Origin of the sequence: Pseudomonas sp. ADAK13 (genome assembly GCF_012935715.1) — a bacterium.
Lineage (GTDB): Bacteria > Pseudomonadota > Gammaproteobacteria > Pseudomonadales > Pseudomonadaceae > Aquipseudomonas.
This window is the reverse complement of the sequence record NZ_CP052860.1, coordinates 7,135,877-7,153,624: the sequence shown is the minus strand read 5'-3', so window position 1 is coordinate 7,153,624 and position 17,748 is coordinate 7,135,877. Positions and strand designations below refer to the sequence as shown.

Sequence of the window (17,748 nt, the reverse complement as noted above, 5' to 3'; positions counted from 1 at the left end):
TAAAAAATCAAAATCACCAAAATGTTGCGACCTCTCACCATTTTGACGCACTTGACAGGTTCCCAATATGAGCAACATTTCTTATTGCAAATCAGACGCTTGAGACATGCCTCTTGACGGGGCCGGTAAATAAAAATAATTGTGTTGCACCAGATTGAGTCCTGAGGGTTCGGACAACTTCTGCGTTATTTGGCCTGAGTAACGCTGAAAGTAACGAAGGGCTTTTCGGTCGAGACAATAAAGCTGATAAACATCAGCGAGTTATATAAGCGGTGCGGGCAAGGTAACGGTTTACGGCACGGTTATTGAGTGCAGTGGCGGTTGGCCGGGTCCCGGATGTCATGTTGTCAACGAGGTACTCCGGCCATCCTGTGCGTGTCACGGGATGAGCAAAAATAATTCGAAAAAACCGTGGAGCGGCCATGCAACAGAACAGATCGCAAGTCATTGAGCGCAACGGACTGTACGAACTCGACGCCGGCCCCGACGTCCTCGACAGCCCTCGCTACAACCACGACATGGCACCGACCAAGGTGCGCGAACGCACCTGGAACAAGTGGCACATCACCGCGCTGTGGATCGGCATGTCGGTCTGCGTGCCGACCTACACCCTGGGCGGCGTGCTCACCGCGTACTTCGGGTTGTCGGTGGGCGAGGCGCTGATGGCGATCCTGCTGGCCAATATCGTCGTGCTGATCCCGCTGACCCTCAACGCCTTCCCCGGCACCAAGTACGGCATCCCGTTTCCGGTATTGCTACGATCCTCTTTCGGGGTGCTGGGCTCCAACGTGCCGTGCCTGATCCGCGCGCTGGTGGCGTGCGGCTGGTTTGGCATCCAGACGATGTTTGGCGGGCTGGCGATTCACCTGTTCCTGGGCTCGATTTTCGAGGGCTGGAAATCCCTCGGCGGCACCGGTGAAGTAATCGGCTTCATGATCTTCTGGACGCTGAACCTGTGGGTGGTGTTGCGCGGCGCCGAGTCGATCAAATGGCTGGAAACCTTGTCGGCACCGCTGCTGGTAGCGGTCGGCATCGGCCTGCTGGTATGGGCCTTGCCCAACGTCTCGCTGACCGAACTGATGGCGATCCCGCCCAAGCGTCCCGAAGGCGCGAGCCTCACCGGCTACTTCATGGCGGGCCTGACCGCGATGGTGGGTTTCTGGGCCACTTTATCGTTGAACATTCCCGACTTCAGCCGCTACGCCAAAAGTCAGAAAGACCAGATACTCGGGCAGATTTTCGGCCTGCCGCTGACCATGTTCCTGTTCGCCGCCCTCGGCGTGATCATGACCGCTGCCTCGGTGAAACTGGTGGGCGTCAGCGTCTCCGACCCGGTGACCCTGATCGGCCATATCCAGAGCCCGGTGTGGGTGGCCGTGGCGATGGCGCTGATCATCATCGCCACCTTGTCCACCAACACCGCGGCGAACATCGTCTCGCCCACCAACGACTTCCAGAACATCGCGCCGAAGCTGATCAACCGCACCACGGCGGTGGTATTGACGGGCCTGGTAGGCCTCGCATTGATGGCCCATGAACTGCTGAAAAAACTCGGGCTGATCATCTCCGACGTGAGCCTGGAAACAGTGTATTCCAACTGGTTGCTGGGTTACTCAAGCCTGCTGGGGCCGATAGCCGGGATCATGGTGGTGGACTATTTCATCATCAAGAAACAGCAACTGGACCTCGCCGGTTTGTACCGCGATGACGTGTACCCGGCGTGGAACTGGCATGGCTTCCTGGCCTTCGGCGTGCCGGTGGTGCTGACCCTGCTGTCCCTGGGCAGCGACGCATTCAGCTGGTTCTACAGCTACGGCTGGTTCACCGGTTCGGCGTTGGGCGGGTTGTTGTATTACGGCCTGTGCATGAAGCGCGGCGCCCGCGTAGTCGCCGTAAAAACACCCTTGTGAACACGGTCAATGTGGGAGCTGGCTTGCCTGCGATGGCATCGACCCGGTGCAACTGAAAGACCGAGTCGCCCGCATCGCAGGCAAGCCAGCTCCCACCGTTGACCGAGTCGATTCATATAAAAAAGTAGCCTGAGGAGATCCCCATGAACGCTGCCGCAGACGTTCTGCAATCCACCCATCAGCACATCAACCGCGACCGTTTGTGGCTGTCCCTGATGGAACTCGCCAAGCTCGGCGCTACGCCCAAAGGCGGCGTCTGCCGCCTGGCCCTTACCGACCTCGATCGCCAGGCCCGCGACCTGTTTGTGAAGTGGTGCGAGGAGGCTGGCTGCACCGTGACCATCGATGGCGTGGGCAATATCTTCGCCCGCCGGCCGGGGCGCAATCCCGAATTGCCGCCGGTGATGACCGGCAGCCATATCGACACCCAGCCCACCGGTGGCAAGTTTGATGGGTGTTTTGGTGTGCTGGCGGGCGTTGAGGTGTTGCGCACCCTCAATGACTTGAGAGTGGAAACCGAAGCGCCGCTGGAAGTGGTGGTGTGGACCAACGAAGAAGGCTCGCGCTTTCCGCCCTGCATGATGGGCTCCGGCGTGTTTGCCGAGAAATTTACCCTGGCAGACACGCTCGCCAAGACCGACGCCGACGGTGTAACCGTGGGTGACGCGCTGAATGCCATTGGCTACGCCGGCTCCCGGCCGGTGAGCGGGCACAAGGTGGGCGCGTATTTCGAAGCGCATATCGAGCAAGGCCCGATTCTTGAGGATGAAAAGAAAACCATTGGCGTGGTGCTGGGCGCCCTCGGCCAGAAATGGTTCGACCTGAAACTGCGCGGCGTCGAGGCCCACGCCGGCCCAACGCCCATGCACCTGCGCAAAGACGCATTGGTAGGCGCCGCTGCTGTGGTCGCCGCCGTCAATGCGGCCGCGCTGGGCCATCAGCCTCACGCCTGCGGCACCGTCGGTTGCCTGCAAGCCTATCCGGGTTCACGCAACGTGATTCCTGGCGAAGTGCGCATGACCCTGGACTTCCGTCACCTGGAACCGGCGCGACTGGATTCGATGATCGGCCAGGTGCGCAAGGTGATCGACGAAACCTGCGCCAAGCACGGCCTGACCTTCGAGATGACACCCACCGCCGATTTCCCGCCGCTGTACTTCGACAAAGGCTGCGTGGATGCCGTGCGGGATGCGGCCAATGGTCTGGGCCTGTCGAACATGGACATTGTGAGCGGGGCAGGGCACGACGCGATTTTCGTCGCAGAACTGGGGCCGGCGGGCATGATCTTTGTGCCGTGCGAAGGCGGCATCAGCCATAACGAAATCGAGAACGCAGCGCCCGATGACCTGGCGGCGGGGTGTGCGGTGTTGTTGCGCGCGATGGTGGCGGCATCACAGGCGATTGCCAGCGGCAAGCTGGCCGCCTGAATCAACCGGCTTCACACTGATCAACTGTGGGAGCCGGGCTTGCCCGCGATAGCAGTGTTTCAGACACAGTAGGCGGTGCCTGACACTCCGTCATCCCGGGCAAACCCGGCTCCCACAGTTAAAGGGTCAGCGCGCGGCTACCGTCACATCCACCACCCGATCTACAAGCAATTGCACGCCTTCCAGCATCCGACACATCCCCAGCACCACACTGCGCTGCGAACCATCAACCTCAAAGGCCAGGTGCGCGGCAATGGCATTGATGGACTCCAGATCCTGAGAGGCGTTAACCAGCAGGGTTTCGGTATCGAGACCAGGACGGAGGGTGAAGAGCAGGTTTGAATCGGAAGGAGGGTTTGGACTGTCTTTGATCATGATGTAGTTCCTGGAGAGTTAGGGACTACCACCAGGTTTTTCTCACGAACGAAGGTGGCAGCTGTACGCGGAGTGAGAAAACCAAGACCCCAGGAGCTTGGCCACGCCGAAGCGTGCCCGCGTACAGCCGCCATAACAGCGAGCACAGAAAAAGCGCCTGCACTGTATACGGCGGGCGCTTTTGCGCCAATGGAGTCATTCGGATTTCTCACGTCCGGTCGCTGAATTGGCAGCGACCGACGAAGACTAGTGGGCCCCGTTCCCACCAGCAACCCGAAAGAAACGTAGGAAATATGTCGTTTCGAGGGTGCGTTGTAAGGCATGTCTTTATTCTTTGTACGAAGTCTCTTTTGTTCCTTGAGCCGCTCATCATTTCGGCCTTCCAGTGTTAGGTTCCGCCACGCAAAAACCTAATGCAGAGGAAGCATTCGATGGCTAACCCCATGCCACCACCCGGCGCATCGCTCGACGAAAACATGGCCACCGCGTTCCACAAAAAGAACGTTCTGAAGGCTGGTTCGGCGTTTATGTACTCTTGGTTTTATACTCAGGTCCGCAATCGCGGTCCTTGGGACTACAGGCAACTATCCAAAGAATATGAAGCCTTTGGTAACTTTCATTATGGTGCCGTGGGGATCGCGGCAGGTTTCAGCGAAGAAGTGCTTTTGCGCGCAGCTGGGCTTGGCCAAACCAGAGCCGGCACGGTTAAACCCGAGTTCGGTCGTTGGTGGGGAGAGGCACCTTTCGGTGATGATCCGGTCGACCAATATTGGATCAAGGAAGGAATCAGGTATGCCAGGTTCAGGAACCACTAGAAAGTCGGTTTACTCCGTTGTCACTACGATCCTGCTGGCGCTGTGCCTGGTGTATATCGGCGGTGAATGGCTGCTTTCGCCGGGTCGCCCGCAATTGGCAGAGGTTGTGCTGCGAGTGCCACTTGGCGGCGACGGGGCCGTTTATGGCGTCAAGGATGATCGTGGAGGTGCAACTGTTCCGTTCAGCTATCGATATTACGTTTACCGCAACCTGAAGGACGATAGTGAAATATTGGCTGCGTTGAGGGATGCCAGTCCATTTCTCGTTACGAGTGACGCAGCGGCAAAGATTGATGTTCAGGGCGCTGCGATTACTGTGTCCGTGGCGGGAGAGGTATCTGACTATCACAGCAGTACGCTGTATCGACATGCCAATGGCAGGGATTACACCGTGGTGAGTGTTTTTTTGAATAGTCGGCCGGAAGGCTGAAATTGGCGGTGGCTCAGTCTAGATATGTTTGACTGATCCACCGTCATCGCGGGCAAGCCCGCTCCCACATTTGATCTTCGTTGTTCTTGAGATGGGTATCAGGCGTCGGGCTTCCAGCCGCCACCCAGCGCCGTCACCAACCCTACACTCGCCTGCAATTGCCGCGTCTGCACCGCCTGCAACGTCCTCTGCGCCTGCAAGGCCGCCGTCTGCGCCGTCACCACATCCAGATAACTCACCGCGCCCGCCTGATAACTGTTCATCGCCAGCGCCTGCGTGTGCTCGGCTGCATTCGCGGCGGCCTGTTCATCCATCGCTTCCTGCTGCAAGTCACGCAATTGCCCAAGGTTGTCTTCCACCTCACGTACCGCCCGCAAAACCTGGCTACGGTAATGCGCCGAAGCCTCTTCAAACTCGGCTTTGGCCTGGCGCTCATTCGCACTCAACCGCCCGCCATCAAAGATCGGCAGGTTGACCAGCGGCCCCAACGCCCAATACCGATTGGCCGCCGAGAACAAGTTACCGACACCCTGGGTCTGCCCGCCAATCAACCCGGTCAAACTGAAGTCCGGGTACCACGCGGCCTTCGCCACCCCGATGTTCGCGTTGGCGGCAAACACCCGTCGCTCCGCCGCCGCAATATCCGGTCGGCGTTGCAGCAGATGGCTCGGCAGCTGGTGTGGTATTCCCGGCAACGCGATCAGTTGCGTGCTCGGCGGCAGTTGGAATTCGCTGGCGGAGACGCCCACCAACTCCCCAATCGCATGCTCGGTGAGATTGCGCTGGCCACGCACGTCATCCAGCTGCGCCTCGGCTTCAGCCAGCTGGTTCTGTGCGCGGGTCAGGTCGAGTTCCGAGGCGATCTGCCCTTCATACCGGCTGCGGGTCAGTTGCAACGCCTGGCCAAAATCGTCCAGGGAACTGCTGAGGATCCGGCTCTGGGCATCCAGCCCGTTGAGCTGCACGTACAGCGTCGCCAACTGATGCTGCAGGCTCAGGCGTGCCACCGCCAAATCGTCCCCGGAGGCTTGTGCCTGTGCGTCACCCGCTGCCACCTGGTTGCGGATTTTGCCCCACAGATCCAGATCAAAACTCAGCGCAAAACCGGCCGTGTTGCTGTTGTACACCGAAGGCTGGGTATCGCCCCGCAGCGGCCGGCTGTCTGATTGCCGCTGGCGCAACGGTTGTGCGCTGGCGGTGATTTGCGGGAACAACCCGGCATGCAGTTGGCTGGCGTAGGCCTGGGACGCATCGAAATGCGCCAGCGCCGCTGCGAGGTCCGGGTTGGCCTTGAGCAGTTGTTCCTGCAGGTCGTTCAGGCGCTGGTCCTGGTACAGCTGCCACCACTTCGGCGCCAGTTGATCGGACGGTTGCGCGCTGTGCCACGGGCCGTCGCTGGTCTGTTCGCGGTACTTGGCCGGCAGGTCGAGGGTCGGTGCCTTGTAGGTGGGCGCCAGCGAGCAACCGTGCAGTGCCAGCAATACCAGGGCCGCGAGGGGTTTAAGCCTTGGGCGCATGGGCACCTCCGGCGTCGGCCATTTGCACGGCGTCGCCTTCGCGCAACGCATCGGGCGGGTTGTCGACCACGCGGTCGGCGGGTTTCAGGCCCTGGTCGATCACCAAGCGTTCGCCCAGGTCGAGGCCGATGTGGATGTCTTGCAGGTGCACGTGATTCTTTGCATCCAGTACCGCGACCTGGGTGCCTTCGGCGCGGAAGATCAATGCGCTGGCCGGGATGCTCACGCCATGGGTATCGGCCGGGATGGCCAGGGTGGCTTCTGCGTAGTCGCCGGGCAGCAACTTGCCGTCCGGGTTGTCGGCCACGAACTGCGCAAGCAAGGTGCCGGAGCGGCGGTCGATGGCGGTGGAGTCGCCCATCAGCTTCGCGCTGAAGTGTTCGCCGGGATGCTCGGGTACCGTCAGTTGTGCGGCGAGCCCCGGATGAATCACTGCTGCATAGTTCTGCGGCACCGGCACGTAGAGGCGCAGTTGGTGGGTGTCGGCGATGTCGAACAGCTCCGGATCGCTGTCGCTGTCGGCCTTGATCAGTTGGCCGATATCGGTGTTGCGCGCGGTGATCACACCGGCGAACGGTGCGCGGATGGTCTTGTAGTCTTCCAGCGCCGAGAGCCGTGCATAGTCAGCTTCGGCAGCCTGGGCGTTGGCCTTGGCGGCCAGGGCATTCGAGGTTTTTTCATCGGCCTCCTGGCGCGAAACCGAATGGCTGTCCAGCAGGTTTTTCCAGCGGGTGGCGGTGGTTTCCGCCAGGCGTGCATTGGCCTGTTCCTGCACCATGCGAGCGTGGGTTTGCGCCACTTGCTGGTCGAGGTCTGGGCTGTCGATTTCGGCGAGGATTTGCCCAGCCTTGACCTGGCTGCCGATGTCGACTTTCCAGTCTTTCAGGTAACCGCTGACCCGTGCATGAATCGGTGCCTTGCTCCAGGCTTCGAGGTGCGCGGGCAGGCGCAGGGTGTCGCCGGCCGCGTTCTGTTTGGGCTGGAATACCAGCACTTGCGGGACAGCGGCGGTTTCAGTCCAGGCAGTGACGGATTTTTCATGCATCGTACGGGCGTGCAGGCCGTTGGCGACCAACAGGGCGGCCAGTGTCAGGCCGCCGACACCCATGAGCATCAGACGCTTGCGCGAGGGTTTGTGATCAGACGACATGTGGGGTTTCTCCAGCAGCAGCGCGAGTAGGGTGACGACCGTGGACCAGACTGAAGACCACGGGTACAAACAGCAAAGTGGCAGTGGTGGCGAGGATCAGGCCGCCGATCACGGCACGTCCCAGCGGCGCGTTTTGTTCTTCGGACAAGGCCAGCGGCAGCATGCCGATGATCATCGCCAGGGCGGTCATGCACACGGGACGGAAGCGTGTGTAGCCCGCTTCAAGTGCCGCCTTGAGTGCATCGCCATGTTCGGCCAGGCGCTCTCGGCAGAAGCTCACCACCAGGATCGAGTTGGCGGTGGCCACGCCCATACAGAGGATGGCCCCCGTGAGTGCAGGCACCGACAATGAGGTGCCGCTGAGGAACAGCATCCACACGATGCCCGCCAAGGCCGCCGGGAGTGCGGTGATGATCACGAACGGGTCGGTCCAGGACTGGAAGTTGACCACGATCAGCAGGTAGATCAGTACCACTGCACCGAGCAGGCCAAAGCTCAAACCGTTGAACGCCTCATGGAGGGCATCGATCTGCCCGTGCAGGCTGATGGTCGCGCCTTTGGGGCGCATCGGGGCCATGTCGTTCAGCACCTTTTGCACGTCGCTGGCGACGCCGCCGAGGTCGCGGCCTTGCACGTTGGCGTACAGGTCCAGGGTCGGTTCGATGTTGTAGTGGGTCACCACCGCCGGGCTTTGCACGCGGGAGATCGTCGCCACGCCGCCGAGGATCTGCGACTGGCCATCGGCACCGGTCACCGGCAGCGCTTCCAGGGACGGCAGGCTGTCGAGGCGGTATTGCGGCGTTGCAGCCACGATCGAATACGACACGCCGTTGGCCGGGTTGAGCCAGAAGGTCGGCGCCGTTTGCGAACTGCCGGCCAGGGACGCAACCATGCTGTTGGTCACGTCACGCTCGGTAATGCCCAGGCCGTTGGCGCGCATCCGGTCCACGTTGACCTGCAGTGACGGGTAGCCGGTGGACTGCTGGATACGCAGGTCGGCAATGCCCGGTATGTGTTTCAGGCGACGTTCCAGTTCGATGGCGTAGGCGCGGTTTTCTTCATCGCTGCGCCCGGAGATTTTCACGTCCAGCGGTGCCGGCGATCCGAAGTTGAGGATCTGGCTGCTGATGTCTGCCGGGAGGAATGCGAACTGGCTGCCGGGGAAACTTTCGGGCAGCGCTTCGCGCAGTTTTTTCACGTAGTCGGCAGTCGGTGCATGGTCTTTTTTCAGGGTGACCTGGATGTCACCGTCTTGTGGGCCAATGGTGCCGCTGCTGCTGTAGGCCATGTCGATGCCGCTCAGCGGGATGCCGATGTTGTCGACGATGGTGTCCAGCTCGTCTGCCGGAACGATCTCGCGAATCCGCGCTTCAATCCGGTCAAACGCCGCAGCGCTTTCTTCGATCCGCGTACCCAGCGGCAAGCGCACGTGCAGGGCCATGGCGCCGGCGTCGGTGGCCGGGAAGAAGTCCTGGCCCAGGCTTGGCAACAGCAGGAACGAGGCGAGGATGCACGCCAGGAACCCCACGATGAACCGCTTGCGTGCGCCCAGGGCGAGGGTCAGCAGGCTGTGGTAAACGTCCCGCAGGTTGGAGAAGTGACGCTCGAAACCCTGCTGGAAATTCAGCACCGATTGCAGCACGGCGTTGCGTTGGGGTTTGTGCTGGTCGCCCTCGTGGTGGTTGATGAATGCATCTTCCGGGTGATGACCTTCGCCCTGCTCCGGCACATGAGGCTTGAGCAGGAACATCGCCAGGGTCGGTACCAATGTCCGCGAGAGGATGAACGAACTGGCCATGGCGAAAATCACCGCCAGGGCCATCGGGCGGAACAGATAGCCGGCGATGCCTTGCAGCATGAACATCGGCACAAACACGATGCAGATACACAGCAGGGACACGAACGCCGGGCCGACGATTTGCTTGGCGCCGTCGAGGATCGCGTCCTTCACCGCCTTGCCTTGTTCCAGGTGCCAGTTGATGTTTTCGATGGTCACCGTGGCGTCATCCACCAGGATCCCCACCGCCAACGCCAGCCCGCCGAGGGTCATGACGTTGAGGGTTTGACCGGTGGCCGCCAGCAGCGCGATGGCCGAGAGCACTGCCAGGGGAATCGAGGCGGCGATGATGATGGTCGAGCGCCAGCTGCCGAGGAACAGCAGGATCATCGCACTGGTCAGCAGGGCCGCGATGATGCCTTCCTGGGCCACGCTGCCCACCGACTGTTTGACGAACACCGAGGCGTCCCCCAGCAGTGAGGTCTTCAGCGAAGGCGGCAGGGTTTCATTGATGCGCGGCAGCATCTGGCGGATGCCGTCGATGATCGACAGGGTGGAGATGCTGCCGTTTTTCAGGGCTGGCATCAGCACGGCACGGTGGCCGTCGACGCGCACGATATTGGTCTGCGGCGGCGAGCCGTCACGCACGTGGGCCACCTGGCCGATGGTAATGATTGCGCCGTCGACCGTCTTGATCGGCAGGTCGTTGAGCTCATCAATCGCCTTGGGGCTGTTGTTGAGCAAAATCGTGTATTCGTTGGGGCCGAGTTTGGCGGTACCCACGGGGATGATCTGGTTCTGCAAGGCCAGGGCGTTGCCCACGTCTTGCGCCGACAGGCCTTTGGCGGCCAGCGCCTGCGGGTCGAGGTCGAGGGTGATCTGGCGTTGCTTGCCGCCCATCGGGGTTGGCATGGCCAGGCCGGGCAGGGCACTGAGCGGCAGGCGGATGTTGTTCTGCACCAGGTCGCGGATCTTCGCTTCCGACAGGCTGGGGCTGGAGAACGCCATCTGCAGGATCGGCACCGTGGAGGCGCTGTAGTTGAGGATCAGCGGTGGGGTGATGCCCGGTGGCATCTGCTTGAGTACGGTTTGTGACACCGCTGTTACCTGAGCGTTGGCGGTGCGGATATCCACGCCGGGCTGGAAGAAAATCTTCACGATGCCCATGCCGGGTAACGACTGCGATTCAATGTGTTCGATGTCGTTGACGGTGGTACTCAGGGAGCGTTCGTAGGTGTAGATCACGCGACCGGCCATGGCGTCCGGAGACAGGCCGTTGTACTGCCAGACCACCGCGACTACGGGGATGCCAATGTCGGGAAATACGTCGGTGGGGGTACGCAAGGCCGCCATGGGCCCAATGATGCAGATGAAAATTGCCAGCACGATAAACGTGTAGGGCTTGAGCAGTGCGGTCTTTACCAGCCCGAGCATGCCGTAACCTCCAAAGGAGTGGGATTGCAAACGCTCGCAGTCTTGACGGACCCACCTAACACGCACCTTTCAGCCAGGTGAAGGAAGATTTAGTTAACGGCTGAAGATCCTTTCATATGTATTCATTTGTTCAATAATGGTGACAGTACCAAGCTGGATACCGATCGAACGGAAGTCGTTTTGCCCGTTCACTCTTTATCCATTTGGAGTTCTGCCATGTCTCTTAAACCCTTGTTGTTGATCCCGGCCTTGAGTGCGGTCCTGCTGTTGTCGGCGTGCGCCGGCCCGATTCCGAAAGCGGACCCGAGCGAAGCCTGGATCGGCCTGCAAGAAGAGGCTCCCAACGACCTGATGGCCGAGCGGGTAGACGGGAAAAACATTGATGATGGTCGCTACTTCGAAGTGAAACCCGGCGCCCATCGCCTGGATGTCACCTTGTTTGAAGAAGAGGCGGGGGATGACAACCAGCAGGATTGTCGCGGGCATGTTACCTACGGCAACTTCAAGGCCGGCGAGCATTACACCCTGGTGGAATCCAGCCTCGGTACCACGGTACGCGCCGAGTTGAAGGACAGCCACGGCAAGGAATTGGCGCAGACTGAAGACTTCAGCTGCATGCCTGGCTAAGGCGTCAGGCGTGGTGCCCGGCGGGTTTGTGCAGCTTGCCGGGTGCTGCGGGTTTTACTTGAGGGTGATGGTGGCGACGGGTTACGCGCATCACGCCCCAGAGCATGGCGGCGGCGACGGCCAGCCAGCCACAGATCAAAAGCAAAATCGTTGTTGTCAGGCTCATTAAGTGCCTCCTTTCGCCCGGTACAGGGCACACACTGTCTTCTCAATGGACAGTCTAGCTATCCGCAGGTTGCCTGCTATTGACCAATGGTCGTGTGCGTCCAACTTGTTTGCTCTATGGCGGGCCTTTTACTGCGGTACAAGGCTATACCCGCGCTCAAGAGCGTCCTATGATCAGGGCCCACGTCGGCCGTTGATCAAGTGAGTGACGAAGTTGCGGTTTCCCTCGAACATTAAAACCTCCTGGTGGGTCGCAGCCTGTTTCATGGGGCTGGCAGCCTGCTCCTCGCACCCAAAACCCACGAGCATCCCGGGCCTGCCGGAGAGCGTCGAGCTCAAGGGCGTGCCGGCGTTTCGCGGCGAGACTTACCTCGGTGGCCCGGCTGCTCTGGCCAGCATGCTGTCTCAACAAGGCATTGTGATTACACCGGGCTTGCTGGATAAGCCGCTGCATTTGCCGGGCGCCGAGGCAGACCTCGAGCGCAACATGCAGGTGCTGGCCCGTGAATACGGGATGCTGGTGTACCCGCTGGACGAGCAGTTGCCGGCGATGCTGGCGCAGGTCGCGGCCGGGTACCCGGTGATGGCGCGTATCACCCAGGGTTCGACCTTCTGGGCGGGGCCGCGGTATGTCGTGGTGGTGGGCTACAACAAGCAGAAGAGCATGGTGCTGCTGCGGTCGGGGTTGGCGCGTCGCATGCCGATGGACTTCAGCGCCTTTGAGTCGGCATGGAAAGACGGCGGCAAGTGGGCCGTGCTGATTCAGCGGCCTACCCAGTTGCCGGTCAAGGTCGACGCCCAGCGCTGGCAGCAGGCTGCCAGTGCCACGGCCCAGGCGGGCCAGGAACAGGCAGCGGCCCAGGCGGTCAAGACCCTGGCCAGTCAGGCCAAATAAAAAACGGCGCTCAAGGGCGCCGTTTTTTTATGCCGCTGTTTACCTGTCAGCGGGACTCGGTCACCTGGACATTTGCCCGTGGACGGTTCTTCAGGTTCTTGTCAGCCTTGTAGCGCAGCGCCACGTCTGGCACGGAGCCGCTCTTGCCAGTCTCGACCCAGCTGCGGATACGGCTGGCATCGGCAAAGTGGGTGAATTTGCCGAAGGCGTCGAGGATCACCAGCGACACCGGGCGATTGCCCATGCTGGTGACCAGCACCAGGCAGTGGCCGGCCTGGTTGGTGAAGCCGGTCTTGGTCAGCTTGATGTCCCAGTTGGCGCGGTTGATCAAGTGGTCGGTGTTGGAGAAGCCCAGGGTGTAGTTGGGTTTGCGGAACGAGACGGTCTTTTCCTTGGTGGTACTCAACTGGCTGAGCATCGGGTATTTGCGTGCGGCGGCCAGCAGCTTGCTCAGGTCGCGAGCGGTAGACACGTTGTGGATCGACAGGCCGGTAGGTTCAACATAATGGGTGCTGGTCATGCCCAGCGCCTTGGCCTTGGCGTTCATCGCCGCGATAAACGCCGGGTAACCGCCCGGGTAGTGGTGGGCCAGGCTGGCGGCGGCACGGTTTTCCGAAGACATGAGGGCAATCAGCAGCATCTCTTTGCGCGGCATCTCGCTGCCGATCTTGACCCGGGAGAACACGCCTTTCATCTCCGGCGTGTCCTTGATGTTGATGTCGATGTATTCATCCATGTTCTGCTTGGCTTCCAGCACGATCAGGCCGGTCATCAGTTTGCTCACTGAGGCGATCGGCACGATGACATCCGGGTTGCTGGCATAGATGACCTTGTTGGTCTGCAGGTCCACCACCATCGCACTGCCGGAGGCGATGTGCAGGGTGGACATGTCGCGGGGGGCGATCGTGGTTTCGCTTGCGCTCGCGAAGGTGCCTGTAAATGCAAAAAATAGGCTGACAATGGAAAGATGAATTTTCACGCGGATGAACTCGCTAAAAAAGTAGGGATATACCGTTCTGCAACGGAGGTTCTGACAAATAACGTTACATTCTAGAAGTATGGATCAGAAACTGTCGAATGTTCTTCTAGAAACAGATGAAACCCCTTAAAAACAAAGAAAAAAGTACTTTTTATCCGGCCAATAAAAAGCCCTGCGATAAGGCAGGGCTTTTTCAGAGCGGCTGGTTATTAGCTGTGCAGGGTTTCGGCTGCGTACAGGGTATTTTCCAGCAGGCAGGCGCGGGTCATCGGGCCAACGCCACCCGGTACCGGGGTGATCCAGCCGGCACGGGGCAGGGCGGTTTCGTACACCACATCGCCCACCAGCTTGCCGTCGTCCTGGCGGTTGATGCCCACGTCGATCACGATGGCGCCTTCCTTGATCCACTCACCCTTGACCAGGCCCGGCTTGCCGGCGGCAACCACCACCAGGTCGGCGCGGCCAACGTGGCCGGCCAGGTCCTTGGTGAAGCGGTGGGTGACCGTCACGGTGCAGCCGGCCAGCAGCAGTTCCATGGCCATCGGGCGCCCCACGATGTTGGATGCGCCCACGACTACGGCATCCAGGCCGTACAGATCGACGCCGGTGCTTTCCAGCAGGGTCATGATGCCCTTCGGGGTGCACGGGCGCAGCAGCGGGATGCGCTGGGCCAGGCGGCCGACGTTATAAGGGTGGAAACCGTCGACGTCTTTGTCCGGGCGGATGCGTTCGAGCAATTTGGACGCGTCCAGGTGCTCGGGCAACGGCAGCTGCAGCAGGATGCCGTCGATGGCCGGATCGTCATTGAGGCTGTCGATCAGGTCGGTGAGGGCCTGCTGGGTGGTGTCTTCAGCCAAGTCGTAGGCTTTGGAAATAAAGCCGACCTCTTCACAGTCTTTACGCTTGTGCGAGACATAAACCTGAGAGGCAGGATCGCTGCCGACCAGGATCACCGCGAGGCCCGGCGTGCGCAGGCCTTGTTGGCTGCGCTCGGCGACTCGTTTGGCGATCTGCTGGCGCAGGCTGGCGGCGATTGATTTGCCGTCGATAAGTTGTGCAGTCATTACGCGTGATTAACCATCGAGAGGGGGAAGAAAAGTGCGCGCATTCTCGCATGCCATGGCGTGAGGGCAAAGGCGCTTGGTCTGCAAATTCCCCTAACCCCTTAAATAAAATGAATTTTTTATAAAAAGGATTTGACGGGTTTCGGGTGCATCTATACTATTCGTCGCACTTGTCGGGCACAGCCTAGCACTGGTTAGTTTGTAATCCTCCAAGAGTACAGATTAATAAGGCGCCCGTAGCTCAGCTGGATAGAGCATCCGCCTTCTAAGCGGATGGTCGCAGGTTCGAGTCCTGCCGGGTGCGCCATTAGGCAGCTTTGGCACAAGTAGCGCAATATGGTGGGCGTAGCTCAGTTGGTAGAGCACGGGATTGTGACTCCCGTTGTCGAGGGTTCGATCCCCTTCGTCCACCCCATATTCAAAGGGCGCCAGATTAACAGTCTGGCGCCTTTGCTTTAAGAGCTTCATGCGGATGTGGTGGAATTGGTAGACACACTGGATTTAGGTTCCAGCGCCGCGAGGCGTAAGAGTTCGAGTCTCTTCATCCGCACCAAATAAGTTTCGTGAAGGCCTGCTGGTCGTCGCGAGGCTCAACAAATAGCCGTTTTGACAGGCTTTTTGGTCACGCAATATGGTGGGCGTAGCTCAGTTGGTAGAGCACGGGATTGTGACTCCCGTTGTCGAGGGTTCGATCCCCTTCGTCCACCCCATATTTCGAAAGGCGCCAGATTAATAGTCTGGCGCCTTTTTTGTTTCAGCGGTTTGAAGTTTCAACGCGGTCGCAGGTGCTGGGCTGCAAGGGCAGGGCGTTTCGTCGTATTTATGTTGCTCGATGATGCCGCGCTGCCCGCCGGCCTTGCTCGCAGGGTCGGTTGTCAGGGAGATGATCGGCAACCGCTTCTATATATAGAAGGGTTGGCGCAGAGCCCTGGCGTGATGGGATGTATTTGCTACCGGGGCGAGGTGCATTCGTGCATTCGCACCTATAAATTGCCTGCTGCTTTTTTACCCGTTTTCAGTAGGGTGACTTCTTGAGTTTGACCCACTAGAATGCATGCCCTTGATTCTGGGGTCGGAAACGGCCGGCTAACGTCTGTGCAACGAGGAATATCCATGCAAGTTTCTGTTGAAAATACTTCTGCTCTTGAGCGCCGCATGAGCATCACCGTGCCGGCTGAGCGCATCGAGACTCAGGTCAACAAGCGTCTGCAGCAGACTGCCCAAAAGGCCAAGATTGCCGGCTTCCGTCCGGGCAAAGTGCCAATGAGCGTGATTCGCCAGCGTTATGAAGCTGATGCGCGCCAGGAAGCAGTAGGCGACGTCATCCAGTCTTCCTTCTACGAAGCTGTGGTTGAGCAGAAGCTGAACCCGGCCGGCGCTCCTTCGGTTGAGCCGAAAGTGCTGGAAAAAGGCAAGGACCTGGAATACATCGCAACCTTCGAAGTGTTCCCGGAGTTCACCGTTGCCGGTTTCGAATCCATCGCTATCGAGCGCCTGAGCGCTGAAGTGGCTGATTCGGACCTGGACAACATGCTGGAAATCCTGCGCAAGCAGAACACCCGTTTTGAAGTGGCCGATCGTGCCGCCCAGAACGAAGACCAGTTGAACATCGATTTCGTTGGCAAGGTAGACGGCGAAGCATTCGCTGGCGGCTCCGCCAAGGGCACTCAGCTGGTGCTGGGTTCCAACCGCATGATCCCTGGTTTTGAAGACGGCCTGGTTGGCGCTAAAGCCGGCGAAGAGCGCGTTCTGAACCTGACTTTCCCGGCTGACTATCAGAACCTGGACCTGGCTGGCAAAACCGCCGAGTTCACCGTGACCGTCAACACCGTTTCCGAGCCTAAGCTGCCAGAACTGAACGAAGAATTCTTCAACCAGTTCGGCATCAAGGAAACCGGTATCGAAGGTTTCCGCACCGAAGTTCGCAAGAACATGGAGCGTGAACTGCGTCAGGCCATCAAATCCAAGGTCAAGAACCAGGTGATGGACGGTCTGCTGGCTGCCAACCCGATCGAAGTGCCTAAGGCCCTGCTGTCCAACGAAGTTGACCGTCTGCGCGTGCAGGCTGTTCAGCAGTTCGGTGGCAACATCAAGCCTGACCAACTGCCGGCCGAGCTGTTCGAAGAACAAGCCAAGCGCCGCGTTGTACTGGGTCTGATCGTGGCTGAAGTGGTCAAGCAATTCGACCTCAAGCCTGACGAAACCCGCGTTCGCGAAATGATCCAGGAAATGGCTTCGGCCTACCAGGAGCCTGAGGCTGTTGTGTCCTGGTACTACAAGAACGACCAGCAGCTGAACGAAGTGCGTTCGGTTGTGCTGGAAGAGCAAGTTGTGGATACTGTTCTGCAGAAGGCTAAGGTGACCGATAAAGCGGTCTCTTACGAAGAAGCAGTCAAGCCGGCTGAAGCAGCACAAGCCGACTGATCGCTCAACTCGTTTGAAAATACACCCATAAGCCAGCCTCGCGCTGGCTTATGCGTATTCAAGACATGACTATTTGGGAGTAACTGCAGAGCATGTTCCGTAATTCGTATATTCAGCAGAACTCTGATATCCAGGCCGCTGGCGGCCTGGTCCCGATGGTTGTCGAGCAATCTGCTCGTGGCGAACGCGCCTATGACATCTACTCGCGCCTGCTCAAGGAGCGAGTGATCTTTCTGGTTGGTCCGGTAGAGGACTACATGGCCAACCTGATCTGTGCGCAGCTGCTGTTCCTTGAAGCGGAAAACCCGGACAAGGACATCCATCTCTACATCAACTCCCCGGGCGGCTCGGTAACGGCTGGCATGTCGATCTACGACACCATGCAGTTCATCAAGCCGAACGTATCGACCACCTGTATCGGTCAGGCGTGCAGCATGGGTGCTTTCCTGCTGACCGCTGGTGCTGAGGGCAAGCGTTACTGCCTGCCGAACTCACGCGTGATGATTCACCAGCCACTGGGCGGTTTCCAGGGCCAGGCATCGGACATCGAAATCCATGCCAAGGAAATCCTCTTCATTCGTGAGCGTCTCAACACGCTGATGGCCAAACATAGCGGGCACACCCTGGAAGAGATCGAGCGCGACACCAACCGTGACAATTTCATGAGCGCCGAAGCCGCACGTGAATACGGGTTGATCGACGCAGTGATCGAAAAGCGCCCCGCTTAATATAAGCAGCTCAAAATAGGGCTGGTCGGCA

The 17,748-nt window shown here is 59.6% G+C and carries 15 protein-coding genes and 4 tRNA genes; 12 read left to right on the top strand and 7 right to left on the bottom strand.

Going from position 1 to position 17,748, the window contains the following annotated elements:
- Nucleotides 1-422: 422 nt before the first annotated feature.
- The gene (locus HKK54_RS32960; protein ID WP_169389170.1) at nucleotides 423-1,910 is read left to right on the top strand and encodes an NCS1 family nucleobase:cation symporter-1; all 1,488 of its coding nucleotides are present in this window, start codon (nucleotides 423-425) and stop codon (nucleotides 1,908-1,910) included.
- A 143-nt stretch (nucleotides 1,911-2,053) separates the two neighbouring features.
- A complete protein-coding gene (locus HKK54_RS32955) occupies nucleotides 2,054-3,337 on the top strand; it encodes a Zn-dependent hydrolase (protein WP_169389169.1) in 1,284 nt (427 codons plus the stop codon).
- 126 nt (nucleotides 3,338-3,463) lie between these two features.
- Here the strand turns inward: HKK54_RS32955 and HKK54_RS32950 are convergent, their stop codons facing one another.
- Nucleotides 3,464-3,712, bottom strand: coding sequence for a DUF6124 family protein (locus HKK54_RS32950; RefSeq protein ID WP_169389168.1), 249 nt, complete (start codon nucleotides 3,710-3,712; stop codon nucleotides 3,464-3,466).
- A gap of 431 nt (nucleotides 3,713-4,143) precedes the next feature.
- On the opposite strand from HKK54_RS32950, the gene HKK54_RS32945 reads away from it, so the two are divergent.
- Nucleotides 4,144-4,527: a polymorphic toxin type 44 domain-containing protein gene (locus HKK54_RS32945; protein ID WP_237151037.1), complete on the top strand. Its 384-nt coding sequence runs from the start codon at nucleotides 4,144-4,146 to the stop codon at nucleotides 4,525-4,527.
- Nucleotides 4,505-4,957 (top strand): hypothetical protein, encoded by a 453-nt coding sequence (locus tag HKK54_RS32940; protein WP_169389167.1) that lies wholly within the window; start codon nucleotides 4,505-4,507, stop codon nucleotides 4,955-4,957. Before HKK54_RS32945 ends, HKK54_RS32940 begins: the two co-directional genes overlap by 23 nt.
- 98 nt (nucleotides 4,958-5,055) lie before the next feature.
- Here HKK54_RS32940 and HKK54_RS32935 read toward each other — a convergent pair whose 3' ends face one another.
- The 3 genes from HKK54_RS32935 to HKK54_RS32925 are packed head-to-tail and all read right to left on the bottom strand — an operon-like array spanning nucleotide 5,056 to nucleotide 10,835.
- Nucleotides 5,056-6,474 (bottom strand): efflux transporter outer membrane subunit, encoded by a 1,419-nt coding sequence (locus HKK54_RS32935; protein WP_169389166.1) that lies wholly within the window; start codon nucleotides 6,472-6,474, stop codon nucleotides 5,056-5,058.
- Entirely contained in the window at nucleotides 6,458-7,624 is a 1,167-nt protein-coding gene (locus HKK54_RS32930; protein WP_010166819.1) for an efflux RND transporter periplasmic adaptor subunit, read from the bottom strand. Before HKK54_RS32930 ends, HKK54_RS32935 begins: the two co-directional genes overlap by 17 nt.
- Nucleotides 7,614-10,835: an efflux RND transporter permease subunit gene (locus HKK54_RS32925; RefSeq protein ID WP_010166821.1), complete on the bottom strand. Its 3,222-nt coding sequence runs from the start codon at nucleotides 10,833-10,835 to the stop codon at nucleotides 7,614-7,616. Before HKK54_RS32925 ends, HKK54_RS32930 begins: the two co-directional genes overlap by 11 nt.
- A 216-nt stretch (nucleotides 10,836-11,051) precedes the next feature.
- On the opposite strand from HKK54_RS32925, the gene HKK54_RS32920 reads away from it, so the two are divergent.
- Nucleotides 11,052-11,462 (top strand): PA0061/PA0062 family lipoprotein, encoded by a 411-nt coding sequence (locus HKK54_RS32920; protein WP_010166823.1) that lies wholly within the window; start codon nucleotides 11,052-11,054, stop codon nucleotides 11,460-11,462.
- 4 nt (nucleotides 11,463-11,466) lie between these two features.
- Here the strand turns inward: HKK54_RS32920 and HKK54_RS32915 are convergent, their stop codons facing one another.
- Complete coding sequence (locus tag HKK54_RS32915; protein WP_010166825.1) at nucleotides 11,467-11,628, bottom strand: hypothetical protein; 162 nt, start codon at nucleotides 11,626-11,628, stop codon at nucleotides 11,467-11,469.
- Between the two features lie 264 nt (nucleotides 11,629-11,892).
- Between HKK54_RS32915 and HKK54_RS32910 the strand changes: the two genes are divergently transcribed.
- Nucleotides 11,893-12,522 (top strand): peptidase C39 family protein, encoded by a 630-nt coding sequence (locus HKK54_RS32910; protein ID WP_010166827.1) that lies wholly within the window; start codon nucleotides 11,893-11,895, stop codon nucleotides 12,520-12,522.
- Between the two features lie 46 nt (nucleotides 12,523-12,568).
- Here the strand turns inward: HKK54_RS32910 and pbpG are convergent, their stop codons facing one another.
- Both pbpG and folD read right to left on the bottom strand, forming a co-directional pair.
- Nucleotides 12,569-13,501, bottom strand: coding sequence for a D-alanyl-D-alanine endopeptidase (gene pbpG / locus HKK54_RS32905; protein ID WP_029615757.1), 933 nt, complete (start codon nucleotides 13,499-13,501; stop codon nucleotides 12,569-12,571).
- A gap of 209 nt (nucleotides 13,502-13,710) precedes the next feature.
- Complete coding sequence (gene folD / locus HKK54_RS32900) at nucleotides 13,711-14,565, bottom strand: bifunctional methylenetetrahydrofolate dehydrogenase/methenyltetrahydrofolate cyclohydrolase FolD (protein ID WP_010166832.1); 855 nt, start codon at nucleotides 14,563-14,565, stop codon at nucleotides 13,711-13,713.
- Nucleotides 14,566-14,795: 230 nt separating this feature from the next.
- Here folD and HKK54_RS32895 point away from each other — a divergent pair.
- The 6 genes from HKK54_RS32895 to clpP all read left to right on the top strand — a co-directional run bounded on the left by HKK54_RS32895 (nucleotide 14,796) and on the right by clpP (nucleotide 17,717).
- A tRNA-Arg gene (locus tag HKK54_RS32895) sits at nucleotides 14,796-14,872 on the top strand.
- A gap of 32 nt (nucleotides 14,873-14,904) precedes the next feature.
- Nucleotides 14,905-14,980, top strand: a tRNA-His gene (locus HKK54_RS32890).
- 53 nt (nucleotides 14,981-15,033) lie between these two features.
- A tRNA-Leu gene (locus HKK54_RS32885) sits at nucleotides 15,034-15,118 on the top strand.
- A gap of 81 nt (nucleotides 15,119-15,199) precedes the next feature.
- Nucleotides 15,200-15,275, top strand: a tRNA-His gene (locus tag HKK54_RS32880).
- Nucleotides 15,276-15,678: 403 nt separating this feature from the next.
- On the top strand, nucleotides 15,679-16,989 hold the full coding sequence (tig, locus tag HKK54_RS32875) for a trigger factor (protein ID WP_169389165.1): 1,311 nt from the start codon (nucleotides 15,679-15,681) through the stop codon (nucleotides 16,987-16,989).
- A gap of 92 nt (nucleotides 16,990-17,081) precedes the next feature.
- A complete protein-coding gene (gene clpP / locus HKK54_RS32870; protein WP_003174822.1) occupies nucleotides 17,082-17,717 on the top strand; it encodes an ATP-dependent Clp endopeptidase proteolytic subunit ClpP in 636 nt (211 codons plus the stop codon).
- Nucleotides 17,718-17,748: the final 31 nt, after the last annotated feature.

Excerpts from the sequence above, each read along its gene's own strand:
- HKK54_RS32960 (WP_169389170.1), top strand. The coding sequence starts at position 423 with ATGCAACAGAACAGATCGCAAGTCATTGAGCGCAACGGACTGTACGAA.
- HKK54_RS32955 (WP_169389169.1), top strand. The coding sequence starts at position 2,054 with ATGAACGCTGCCGCAGACGTTCTGCAATCCACCCATCAGCACATCAAC.
- HKK54_RS32950 (WP_169389168.1), bottom strand. The coding sequence starts at position 3,712 with ATGATCAAAGACAGTCCAAACCCTCCTTCCGATTCAAACCTGCTCTTC.
- HKK54_RS32945 (WP_237151037.1), top strand. The coding sequence starts at position 4,144 with ATGGCTAACCCCATGCCACCACCCGGCGCATCGCTCGACGAAAACATG.
- HKK54_RS32940 (WP_169389167.1), top strand. The coding sequence starts at position 4,505 with ATGCCAGGTTCAGGAACCACTAGAAAGTCGGTTTACTCCGTTGTCACT.
- HKK54_RS32935 (WP_169389166.1), bottom strand. The coding sequence starts at position 6,474 with ATGCGCCCAAGGCTTAAACCCCTCGCGGCCCTGGTATTGCTGGCACTG.
- HKK54_RS32930 (WP_010166819.1), bottom strand. The coding sequence starts at position 7,624 with ATGTCGTCTGATCACAAACCCTCGCGCAAGCGTCTGATGCTCATGGGT.
- HKK54_RS32925 (WP_010166821.1), bottom strand. The coding sequence starts at position 10,835 with ATGCTCGGGCTGGTAAAGACCGCACTGCTCAAGCCCTACACGTTTATC.
- HKK54_RS32920 (WP_010166823.1), top strand. The coding sequence starts at position 11,052 with ATGTCTCTTAAACCCTTGTTGTTGATCCCGGCCTTGAGTGCGGTCCTG.
- HKK54_RS32915 (WP_010166825.1), bottom strand. The coding sequence starts at position 11,628 with ATGAGCCTGACAACAACGATTTTGCTTTTGATCTGTGGCTGGCTGGCC.
- HKK54_RS32910 (WP_010166827.1), top strand. The coding sequence starts at position 11,893 with ATGGGGCTGGCAGCCTGCTCCTCGCACCCAAAACCCACGAGCATCCCG.
- folD (WP_010166832.1), bottom strand. The coding sequence starts at position 14,565 with ATGACTGCACAACTTATCGACGGCAAATCAATCGCCGCCAGCCTGCGC.
- tig (WP_169389165.1), top strand. The coding sequence starts at position 15,679 with ATGCAAGTTTCTGTTGAAAATACTTCTGCTCTTGAGCGCCGCATGAGC.
- clpP (WP_003174822.1), top strand. The coding sequence starts at position 17,082 with ATGTTCCGTAATTCGTATATTCAGCAGAACTCTGATATCCAGGCCGCT.